General features: G+C 41.9%; 9 protein-coding genes. 7 read left to right on the plus strand and 2 right to left on the minus strand.

Annotation, left to right across the window (positions count from 1 at the left end; all coding sequences use genetic code 11):
* Positions 1–35: 35 nt before the first annotated feature.
* Together D5F11_RS16510 and plsY are read right to left on the minus strand one after the other, a co-directional pair.
* On the minus strand, positions 36–1,169 hold the full coding sequence (locus tag D5F11_RS16510; protein ID WP_120117669.1) for a CapA family protein: 1,134 nt from the start codon (positions 1,167–1,169) through the stop codon (positions 36–38).
* Between the two features lie 29 nt (positions 1,170–1,198).
* A complete protein-coding gene (gene plsY / locus D5F11_RS16515; protein WP_120117668.1) occupies positions 1,199–1,786 on the minus strand; it encodes a glycerol-3-phosphate 1-O-acyltransferase PlsY in 588 nt (195 codons plus the stop codon).
* Between the two features lie 170 nt (positions 1,787–1,956).
* Here plsY and D5F11_RS16520 point away from each other — a divergent pair, with 170 nt between their 5' ends.
* From D5F11_RS16520 to D5F11_RS16550, 7 genes are all read left to right on the plus strand, one after another.
* The gene (locus tag D5F11_RS16520) at positions 1,957–2,370 is read left to right on the plus strand and encodes a CoA-binding protein (RefSeq protein WP_120117667.1); all 414 of its coding nucleotides are present in this window, start codon (positions 1,957–1,959) and stop codon (positions 2,368–2,370) included.
* A gap of 467 nt (positions 2,371–2,837) precedes the next feature.
* On the plus strand, positions 2,838–4,814 hold the full coding sequence (parE, locus tag D5F11_RS16525) for a DNA topoisomerase IV subunit B (RefSeq protein WP_120117666.1): 1,977 nt from the start codon (positions 2,838–2,840) through the stop codon (positions 4,812–4,814).
* Positions 4,811–7,243, plus strand: a complete 2,433-nt coding sequence (gene parC / locus D5F11_RS16530) for a DNA topoisomerase IV subunit A (RefSeq protein WP_120117665.1) — start codon at positions 4,811–4,813, stop codon at positions 7,241–7,243. Before parE ends, parC begins: the two co-directional genes overlap by 4 nt.
* 205 nt (positions 7,244–7,448) lie before the next feature.
* Positions 7,449–7,799 carry a DUF2200 domain-containing protein gene (locus D5F11_RS16535; protein ID WP_120117664.1) on the plus strand — a complete coding sequence of 117 codons (351 nt, stop codon included), beginning with the start codon at positions 7,449–7,451 and terminating at the stop codon, positions 7,797–7,799.
* Between the two features lie 763 nt (positions 7,800–8,562).
* Entirely contained in the window at positions 8,563–9,597 is a 1,035-nt protein-coding gene (argC, locus tag D5F11_RS16540) for an N-acetyl-gamma-glutamyl-phosphate reductase (RefSeq protein ID WP_120117663.1), read from the plus strand.
* 20 nt (positions 9,598–9,617) lie between these two features.
* Positions 9,618–10,397 (plus strand): acetylglutamate kinase, encoded by a 780-nt coding sequence (gene argB / locus D5F11_RS16545; RefSeq protein ID WP_120117662.1) that lies wholly within the window; start codon positions 9,618–9,620, stop codon positions 10,395–10,397.
* A gap of 2 nt (positions 10,398–10,399) precedes the next feature.
* A complete protein-coding gene (locus tag D5F11_RS16550) occupies positions 10,400–11,527 on the plus strand; it encodes an acetylornithine transaminase (protein ID WP_120117661.1) in 1,128 nt (375 codons plus the stop codon).
* Positions 11,528–11,560: the final 33 nt, after the last annotated feature.

An 11,560-nucleotide genomic window follows, 5' to 3' on the forward strand; every position in this document is an offset into this window, starting at 1 on the left:
GAGTAATTCAACAATAGGAAACAATGCGCCTGATATCAAGGAATTTGCATAAATTGATTGATCCTTTTGCTAGTTTCACTCGTTAATCCTTTTTCATGTGCTACATCTAAAGGATAAACATGATAATTGTTTGTTCCCTCGCTGGCTGTAAATGTCGGATAAAAACGAATCTCTTTAAAGTTTATTTTTCTCTTACCCTGAACCAATTCCTTTTCCACTAATATTTGAGCCATGCCGCCTATATCTTTATAATCCCATTTCTGACCTGATAGGAAATTGCCAAGGGAATAGATGACCAGTCCTGAACTTCCGTCTTTTTTCTTGATAAGCTCCATTTGCTGAAGAACATGAGGGTGGTGCCCTAAAATAATATCAGCACCGTTTTTTATGAACTCTTGTGCTAATGACTTTTGCATATCGTTTGGAGTCCTGACATATTCATCTCCCCAGTGAATTGCCAATACAATAACATCTGCCTCTGACTTTGCTTTTACTATATCTGACAGTATTCGTTCTTTATCCAATTTGCTGACCAGATAAGGTTTTCCTTCTGGAATAGGAATGCCATTAAAATGTTCAGCATAGGACAAAACGGCAAATCTAATTCCGTTTTTGGTAACGATGCGAATTTCTTCTTTATCTTCAGGACTTTTAAATATACCTGTGTATGTCAAACCTTTTTGTTCATAATAATTAATGGCACTTACTATTCCCGCCTCGCCTTTATCAAGAGAGTGGTTATTTGCACAGGTTACCATGTCTACTCCAGCATCCATAATGGCATCAATGATCTCATAAGGGCTGTTAAAACTGGGATAAGTGGATATGCCAAGTTTTTCCCCTCCAGGGATAGATTCCTGATTGGCTATAAGCAAATCGGGCTTTTGTAGCATCGGTTTTACAGATGCCAGCATAGGGGTAAAATCATAGCCGGATTTAGTTTTGGCATCTTCATATACACGGTCATGAATTAGAATATCCCCAATTCCGGCAATCACTGCCTCTGTTTTATAATTTTTTTCTTGCAACGCACTTTCTCTGGAGGTATGATATGAAATTGTTAATCGTTGATCTGAATGAACTTCATTCAGATTGGCTATATAAATAATAAAGCCAATCGCTGTGAGAATCACAAGTACGCCTGTGATGATGACTGGTTTAGTTTTCAAAGGGATTCCCGTCCTTATCGACTAGATTTTTAAATCCATGTCACTTTTGGTTCGGTTTTATTCCTAATTCTTTTTATATTTGCCCTATGACGATATACGACAAATACTTCAAATGCCGTTACCACTATGATTAATGGCCAGTCTTGAAGAATGAGGCAGTAAATAAGACCAAATATACCGGCTATCATCGAGGAAAGGGAGACATACTTGGATATTTTTAAAGTAAGTAAGAAGGCAGCGATCAATACTACAAAAAGTAAAAAGTTATATCCGAGCAGAACACCAGCGGAAGTCGCAACCGCCTTCCCGCCTCTGAATTTTGCAAAGACAGGAAACATATGACCAATGACGGCAAACATCCCGACAAGCAAAGGATGGATATTCAGGTCAAACAATATTGGCATCGGCAGAAAAACAGTCACTGTCCCTTTTAATATATCAGCAATAGTTACGGCTGCTCCCGCTTTTTTTCCGAGTGTCCGAAATGTATTGGTGGCACCGAGATTTCCGCTCCCATGCTCCCTGATGTCAATTCCGTAAAAAAGCTTTCCTACAATCAATCCTGACGGAATGGAGCCAATTAAATATGATAATAAAATAACAACGAAATAAAACATGAAAATTGCCCCTTTTTGTCAATTAAGAGAAAGTAATGTATTTGCTTTTACATTGTACCATGACAGCGAGCAAAATGATTAGAATTTCTTGCAAATCCTATGATGGTGCTTGCGTGAAAATAAATAGTGACTTACGATAGTGTAAAGGGAACAATACAAGGAGGTTCATCATGGCAATCGTAAATCCAAGCAGGGAAGAGATGGGCAAGATTTTAAAAAAAGCAAAGCGCATCGCCGTTGTCGGCCTGAGTGATAATCCTGAACGTACATCTTACAGCATAGCTGAAGCGATGCAGCAAGCTGGATATGAAATCATTCCTGTTAATCCGATGGTGGATGAAGTATTCGGAGTAAAGGCTGTTGACTCTTTAAAGGATATTAAAGGACATGTCGATATAGTAAATATATTCAGGCGTTCCGAAAATCTCCCAGAACACGCAAAGGAGTTCGTAGAAATTGATGCGGATGTATTTTGGGCCCAGCTTGGCGTTGAAAATGAGGAAGCATACCAGTTTTTGAAAGACAGAGGGTATACTGTCATCATGAACCGTTGTATCAAGGTCGAACATTCATTGACACGATAAAAAACAAGCGCAGCCGACGCTTGTTTTTTTGAGTAAATAAAGTATAACTTGTTATGGAAAATTTTATTCAAAGGAAGCTTTATCTTTGTCCAGCTACGACGTACAGGAAGTACTAGTGCAAGCGAAGCGACAGGACGTCGTGTTCTGAGCCTGCCGAAGTACAGGAAGTACTAGTGCCACCGAAGCCACAGGATGTGGCGGCTTGAGGCGGCCAGCGCCTAGCGCTTCCCTGTGGTGGCTGAAGAACTGCCTCCTCAGGAAGCAGCTTGTTTGCCCGCGCTGACCAAGGCGCTTGCACTTTTCTTATCGCCTGATATAACAAAATGGTTTGTACCGTCCTTTTTCTGCATTTGCAAAAAGGGTTCAATGAGATATACAATAAGACATGCTTTGGTAAATATGGTATAGTTATCAATACGAACAAATGTTTCGGTGGCGGTTATAGGCCCTATGAAGGGAGAGCGATTATGGCTGAAAATATAATGACTGATTATAATGATGACTCCATCCAGATATTGGAGGGACTAGAGGCTGTTAGAAAGCGTCCTGGTATGTATATAGGATCAACAGATGCCCGCGGCCTGCATCATCTTGTTTATGAAATTGTTGACAACTCGGTGGACGAAGCTCTAGCAGGATTTGGCGATCGAATCACCGTTAAACTTCATAAAGATAACAGTGTAAGTGTAGAAGATAAGGGGAGAGGTATGCCAACAGGCATGCATCAATCCGGAAAGCCCACAACTGAAGTCATTCTGACTGTGTTGCACGCAGGCGGGAAATTCGGACAGGGGGGATACAAAACGAGCGGCGGGCTCCATGGGGTCGGTGCATCGGTTGTAAACGCCCTTTCCGAATGGCTTGTAGTGACGATTAAAAGAGACGGTAATATATACGAACAAAGATTCTGCGATGGCGGAAAACCGGAGACAACACTTGAACGTTTGGGCACTACCAGGCAAACAGGCACCACGATTCATTTCAAGCCGGACCCGACTATTTTTAGTGCTACTTCTTTTAATTACGAAGTATTAAGCAGCCGTTTAAGGGAGTCGGCTTTCTTGTTAAAAGGTCTTACAATCGAGCTTATCGATTTAAGGAACGATCAGCAGGAAATCTTCCACTATGAGAATGGCATCGAAGCCTTTGTAGAATATTTGAATGGAGAGAAGGATGTCCTTCATCCGGTTGTTTCTATAGAAGGTAAAGCCGGAGGCATAGAAGTGGAATTTGCTTTCCAATTTAACGATGGATTCTCAGAGAATATTCTATCTTTTGTAAACAACGTCAGAACTAAAGACGGAGGAACACATGAAGTGGGGGCCAAAACAGCCATCACAAGGGTATTCAACGAGTTTGCCCGTAAAAACGGAATGTTAAAAGAAAAGGATAAGAACCTTGAAGGGACTGATATCAGAGAAGGTCTCGCTGCTATCGTTTCGGTTCGTGTTCCTGAGGATATGCTCCAATTCGAGGGTCAGACAAAAGGGAAGCTGGGCACAGCGGAAGCCAGATCGGCCGTCGATACGACTGTTTCGGAGCATTTATCTTATTTTCTCGCGGAAAATCCAACGATCAGTTCTTTGCTTGTCAAAAAAGCAATCAAAGCTGCTCAGGCAAGAGAAGCCGCTAGAAAGGCAAGAGAGGATGCTCGCAGCGGCAAACGCAAAAAGCGGACAGATGCTTTATTGTCTGGAAAACTTACACCTGCGCAATCAAAAAATCCGAATAAAAATGAACTTTATCTGGTCGAAGGTGATTCTGCAGGTGGATCTGCCAAACAAGGGCGTGATCGACGGTTCCAGGCAGTCCTTCCTTTACGGGGAAAGGTCATCAATACAGAAAAAGCAAAGCTTGAAGATATTTTTAAGAATGAAGAGATCAATACGATTATCCATACAATTGGTGCCGGAGTGGGGTCGGACTTCAATATTGATGATGTCAATTATGATAAAGTGATCATTATGACGGATGCCGATACAGATGGAGCCCATATCCAGGTACTGTTGTTGACGTTCTTCTATCGGTATATGAAGCCTTTAATTGAAGCAGGGAAAGTGTTCATTGCTCTTCCCCCCCTTTATAAAGTGAGCAAGGGTACAGGCAAAAAAGAAGTGATTGAGTATGCCTGGACTGATGATGAGCTGGACGGTGTGACAAAAAAAGTCGGTAAAGGATTCATGCTTCAGCGTTATAAAGGTCTTGGTGAGATGAACCCTGATCAGCTTTGGGAAACGACAATGGACCCTGAAACAAGAACGTTGATACGGGTTCTGATTGATGATGCGGCAAGCGCGGAAAAGCGGGTAACGACATTAATGGGTGACAAAGTCGAACCACGCAGGAAGTGGATTGAGAAAAACGTCCAGTTCGGCATGCATGAAGATATAAATATATTAGAGAATGAAAATATCACATCAGAAGGGGGTTCTGCAAATTCATGACAACAGCAGAAAGATTTCAAGATTTGCCCCTTGAAGAAGTGCTTGGCGACCGTTTTGGGCGTTACAGTAAATACATTATTCAAGACCGGGCACTTCCAGATGCACGAGATGGATTAAAACCCGTTCAAAGAAGAATTCTATATGCAATGCATACGGATGGTAATACGGCTGAAAAAGGTTTTAGGAAATCAGCCAAAACAGTAGGTAATGTAATTGGTAATTACCATCCGCATGGAGACTCGTCTGTCTATGACGCAATGGTCAGGATGAGTCAGAATTGGAAAGTGCGTAATATTCTTGTTGAAATGCACGGAAACAACGGTAGCGTTGATGGAGATCCAGCAGCTGCCATGAGGTATACAGAGGCGCGGCTTTCTGAACTCTCCGCTGAGCTTTTAAGGGACATCGACAAAAGAACGGTAGACTTCATTCCGAACTTTGACGATACCTCTTCTGAGCCGACTGTCCTTCCGGCAAGATTTCCTAACTTGCTTGTCAATGGCTCTACAGGGATTTCAGCAGGTTATGCGACAGACATTCCTCCCCATCATTTAGGAGAAGTGATCGAAGCCGTCATCATGAGGATTGAAAAGCCTGCCTGTTCAGTGGAAGAAGTTATGACTGCGATCAAAGGTCCAGATTTTCCAACAGGCGGTATCATTCAAGGAATAGACGGTATCAAAAAAGCCTACGAAACCGGAAAAGGGAGAATTGTCGTAAGAGGAAAGACAGACATTGATTCGATTCGGGGAGGCAGGCAGCAAATTGTCATCACCGAGCTTCCGTATGATGTGAACAAGGCAAATCTTGTCAAAAGGATTGATGAATTCCGGTTAGACAGAAAGCTGGAAGGAATTTCAGAGGTGCGTGATGATACAGACCGGACGGGACTTCGAATCGTCATTGAATTGAAGCGGGAAGCTGATGCTGAAGGAATATTGAATTACCTGTTCAAAAACAGCGACCTTCAGGTCACCTACAATTTTAATATGGTGGCAATCCAGGATCAAAGGCCGAAGCTGATGGGCATTCTGGCTTTGCTTGATTCCTATATTCAGCACCAAAAAGAAGTTGTTACAAAACGTTCCCGATATGATTTGGAAAAAGCACTCGAGCGGCAGCATATTGTTGAAGGCTTAATGAAGGCTCTTTCGATTCTTGATGAAGTCATTGCCACGATTCGTGCATCAAAGGATAAACGGGATGCAAAAGAGAATTTAATCAAGAGATTTGAGTTTTCGGAAAAGCAGTCGGAAGCCATTGTTTCTTTGCAATTATACCGTTTGACGAATACAGATATTACGGCATTGCAAAAAGAAGCCGAGCAGTTGAATACATTAATTGAGCAGCTGACGGCTATCTTGGAAAGCGAGAAGAAGTTATTAAGTGTAATCAAGAAAGAATTGAAAGACGTCAAGAAAAAGTACGCGGATGAACGCAGGACGGTCATTGAAGATAAGATAGAAGAAATAAAAATTAATCTGGAAGTCACGATTCCGAATGAAGACGTCATCGTTACAGTGACAAAGGATGGTTATGTCAAGAGGACGAGCATCCGGTCATATTCAGCATCCAATGGCCAAGACCTTGCAATGAAAGAAATGGACAGGCTGCTGTTGCAGGAAGAATTGAATATGGCAGATACACTTCTTCTCTTCACAGATAAAGGCAATTACATTTATATCCCTGTTCATGAGCTTTCAGACATTCGCTGGAAAGATCTCGGACAACATATTTCCGGTATTGTACCAATCGACCAAGATGAAGAGATCATCAAAGCCATATCGGTAAAAGAGTTTAAAGAGGAACAATACCTGTTCTTTATCACAAAAAATGGTATGGTGAAAAAAAGCTCCCTCAATCTTTACCAGGTACAGAGATACTCACGTCCGCTCGTTGCTGTTAACTTGCGTCCTGATGATGTTGTCATCGATGTTCATGTGACAGACGGCAACTGCAGCTTATTTTTGGCGACACATCTTGGCTATGGGGTCTATTTTGATGAATCAGAGGTAAATCCTATAGGTGTACGAGGGCTAGGCGTCATCGGAATGAATTTATTGGACGGAGACTTTGTCGTGGGCGGAGAAGTCTTTCTTGAAGAAAACAGTCCGGCTGTATTCATTGCAACAAATCGGGGGGCTGTTAAGAAGGTGAAGCTTTCTGAGTTTGAAAAGAGCAGCCGTGCCAAACGCGGCGTTGTTATGCTAAGAGAGTTGAAAAACAATCCGCACAGAGTCTCAGGGTTAAGACTAATCAAAGACGACCGTCCTATTAATATAAAAACTGATAAAGGAAAAATTGAAAGAATAAATCCAGCACAGTTGCGATTCAGTGACCGCTATTCAAACGGATCATTTATTATTGACGAAAAAGAAAGCGGCCATATCCTTGGAATATGGGTAGACCCTGAAATCGAAACTTCATAATGGTAAAAGACAGTCCTTATGTCTGAACTGCCCCCCCAATTGTTAGACACAGTTTGACAATTGAAGGTGCAGTTCACTATTTAGGGGCTGTCTTTTTGGCATTCGGATTATCGTGTGGGAAACAATAAATAATTGACGGCTACTTCTTTTAAACCCGACTATTTTTTTACTATAATAAAGAAAACCACAAAAGGGAGGATGTATCATGACCAAACATCGGATTTATACAATGAGTGTCGCAAGTGTCTATCCCCATTACGTTACGAAGGCGGAGAGAAAAGGACGTACGAAAACAGAAGTCGATGAAATCATCTGTTGGTTGACAGGGTATAGCCAGGAAGAGTTAGAAGCGCAACTGGAAAAACAGACAGATTTTGAGACTTTCTTTGCGGAAGCTCCCCAACTGAATCCTTCGCGGTCTTTGATCAAAGGTGTGGTCTGCGGTGTCCGAGTGGAAAACATCGAAGAACCAACTATGCAGGAAATTCGCTATTTGGATAAGCTGATTGATGAGTTAGCAAAGGGAAAAGCAATGGAGAAGATATTGCGGAAATAATAATTAAAAATGAAGAAACTCCAATTACCCTTTTTTTTATGCTTTTATGTTTTTTAAACCGATGGCCGGATGCTAAAACATATAATACCCGGAAGAAGAACGCTATATAGTCAACACTCCTACCTAATTATTGCTTGTCAAGCATGATCAAGACGTTTTTGCATTTCGGAACAGTCTGTGCGTCGATGAACAGTCGCTGTCGCGTTGTTACTGTCCAGTTCCAGCGCCTATCGACTAGCAGACTTCGCGAACTCCTCCTACGATAAGTCAACATCGCTCCACTGCGTTTCGCGTGTTTCCTTTATCTCGTCGGAGCCACTCCAGTCTGTACGTCGATGAGCAGGCGCTTCCGCTTTTCTATTGTCCAGCTCCGACGCCTAGCCCCTCGAGGTCATAAGCCAATTTCCTGTGGTGGCTGAAAAACTGCCTCCACGGAAATCGTCTTATTTGCCCGCGCTAATCAAGGCGTCTCCGCTTTTCTGTTGTCCAGTTCCAGCGCCTATCGACTAGCAGACTTCGCGTACTCCTCCTACGATAAGTCAACATCGCTCCACTGCGTTTCGCGTGTTTCCTTTATCTCGTCGGAGCCGCTCCAGTCTGTACGTCGATGAACAGGCGCTTCCGCTTTTCTATAAATCATTTTGCCTTTTTTCTAACAAGTTATAAATATACTATTGAATTAATTTTTATACATAGTATAATATTAACATCTACAAATTAAACGGAATGGTTTCGTCGAGTCTATAGCAAGGAGTGGTTGTAAGTGAAAGCAGGGGTTATTGGAGCAACGGGATATGGAGGAGCTGAACTGCTCAGAATCTTGCAATCTCACCCAACGTTTCAAATTGAATCGGTCTATTCATCTTCACAACAAGGAAAAAGCATTGTGGATCATTATCCACATTTAACAGATATTGTACCAATGACATTGGAAGAGATTGATCCGGCAGCTATTGCACAAAAATTGGACATCGTCTTTCTGGCTACTCCTTCAGGGGTATCGTCGGAAATTGCACCGTTGCTTTTAAAAGAAGGCTGTACGGTCATTGATCTTTCCGGGGATTTCCGGTTAAAGGATATCAACGATTATGAAGACTGGTATAAGAAAAAGCCAGCACCGCAGGAATGGGTAGATCAGGCTGTATACGCACTTCCCGAACTTAATCGTTCGTCTATCAAGGATACGAAGTTCATTTCAAACCCGGGCTGTTATTCGACTGCCACGCTTCTGGGCCTGGCACCGCTTGTACGACAAGGTCTTATTGAAGAGAAATCAGTCATCGTAGATGCCAAATCAGGCGTATCTGGAGCAGGGCAAACAGCATCTTTCCATACTATTTACAATGAACTCAATGAAAATTTCAAAATATATAAGGTGAATGCCCATCAGCATATCCCAGAAATTGAACAAATGCTCTCCAGCTTGGGCTATGAATCTCCGATTACATTTAATTCGCACCTCGTCCCCATGACAAGGGGAATAATGGCTACAATCTACGCTACATTGAAATCTGATATCAGCCAAGAAGAAATAAATAAGGTGTATAACGATTTTTACGAAGATGAGCCGTTCATAAGAGTTCGAAAAAATGGCATTTTTCCGGCTACAAAAGAAGTTTACGGTTCTAACTTTTGTGATATGGGGATCAGCGTGGACACTAGGACAGGAAGGGTGACTGTCGTATCGGTCATCGATAATTTAATGAAAGGTGCTGCAGGTCAGGCTGTTCAAAATGCGAATATCCTTTTCGGTTTAGAGGAAACAGCAGGGCTGCATTTCATACCAGTTTATCCATAATTCATGGAGGATGAAAAATAATGAAAGACATTATTGTAATTAAATGCGGAGGAAGTATGATCGATTCGCTCTCCGATGAATTTTATAAAAGCATTAAAACGATAAAAGACAGCGGGCTGCAACCAGTCATTGTACATGGCGGAGGCCCGGCCATCAATCAAATGTTGGAAGAATTAAAGATTGAAAGTGAGTTTAACAATGGCTTAAGAAAAACCACTTCTGATGTAATGGATGTCGTTGAAATGGTCTTATCCGGTTCCATGACGAATACCTTGGTAAGAAATTTAGCAAAACACGAGCTTCCAGCACTCGGAATGACTGGTTTTGATAGTTCTCTTCTAAAGGCTAAGGCGAAGGATTTTGAAAACTTGGGTTTTGTCGGAGAAATAGAAGAAGTGAACAGTGACTTCCTTTTCAATATCATCTCTATGGGAGTCATTCCTGTCATTTCTCCGCTGGCAGCAGGAATTGATGGTGCTGCTTGCTATAACATTAACGCTGATACGGCTGCCGGAAGTATCGCAGTTGCATTAAAAGCGGAGAAACTCTTATTTGTTACGGATGTTCCCGGCGTTTTAAAAGAAAAGAGCTTAATAGAAAACGCAACAGTTTCAGATATTTTAAATTTGATAGATGACGGCGTTATTACTGGAGGAATGGTTCCAAAAGTAATGGCAGCGATCAACAGTTTAGATGGCGGTATGTCCAACGTAATGATAGTCAGCGGGAAAAACAGCCTTTTAAACGGGGGAAAACTCATTGGCACAACGATATACAAAGAATTGGAGGCTGTTTTTTAAAAATGTCACACTTATTTAACACATATGAGAGATGGGATGTCGAACTTGTTTCGGGCAACGGAACGAAGGTAATAGATGTAAATGGTAAGGAATATTTAGATTTTACTTCTGGAATTGGAGTTTGTAACTTAGGGCATTGTCACCCTATCGTTGTGAAGTCCGTTCAGGAACAACTGAATAAGCTTTGGCACACATCCAATCTATTTCAAAGCTCCCTTCAGGAACAGGTGGCCGGGCAGCTTACAAAAAATTCTTCTGGAGATGCCGTTTTCTTTGCGAATAGTGGAGCGGGAGCAAACGAAGCTGCTATCAAATTAGCACGAAAATATACAGGAAAGTCAAAAATCATCACCTTTTTACAATCATTCCATGGACGTACTTTAGGCACGATTGCTGCAACAGGACAGCAAAAAGTAAAAACAGGCTTTGGCCCTTTACTTGAAACCTTTGTTCATGTTCCTTTTAATGATATCAATGCATTAAAGAACGAGGTAGACAGCGAAACAGCTGCTGTTATGCTAGAAGTGATCCAGGGTGAAGGCGGAGTACTTCCAGCGGAAAAGGAATTTTTGCAAGAAGTTGAAAAGATCTGTAAAGAGAATGGCGTTCTGCTCATTATAGATGAGGTGCAAACGGGTATAGGCAGGACAGGGAAGCCTTTTGCCTACCAGCACTTTAATATCTCACCGGATATTATTACTACAGCAAAAGGACTTGGAAATGGTATTCCTGTCAGCGCAATGATTGGCAAGGAAAAATTAGCATCGGCTTTTACTCCAGGAAGCCATGCAACAACCTTTGGCGGGGGCCCATTGGCCATGACTGCAGCGAATGAAGTGCTAAAAATCATTTTTAACGAGGAATTCCTTTCGACAGTAGATAAGAAGAGTGATTATTTGGTCCAAAAACTGCAATCGAGCCAGTTGAAAGGTATGGTCGATATCCGCTATACAGGCCTCATGGTAGGAGTTGAGTTTTCGGAAGATGTCAGCGAACGGCTTGCGAAGTTAAGGGAAAAAGGACTAATCGTTTTAAACGCTGGACCTAACGTGATACGAATGCTTCCTCCGTTAACTGTTTCAAATGAAGAAATTGACGAAGCAATCGACATTTTACAGAAGACTATTTAATTTTTTTTCGATAAAAATGCATAAAAATGCAAT

Source organism: Siminovitchia terrae (assembly GCF_003605405.2).
GTDB lineage: Bacteria > Bacillota > Bacilli > Bacillales > Bacillaceae_C > Siminovitchia > Siminovitchia terrae.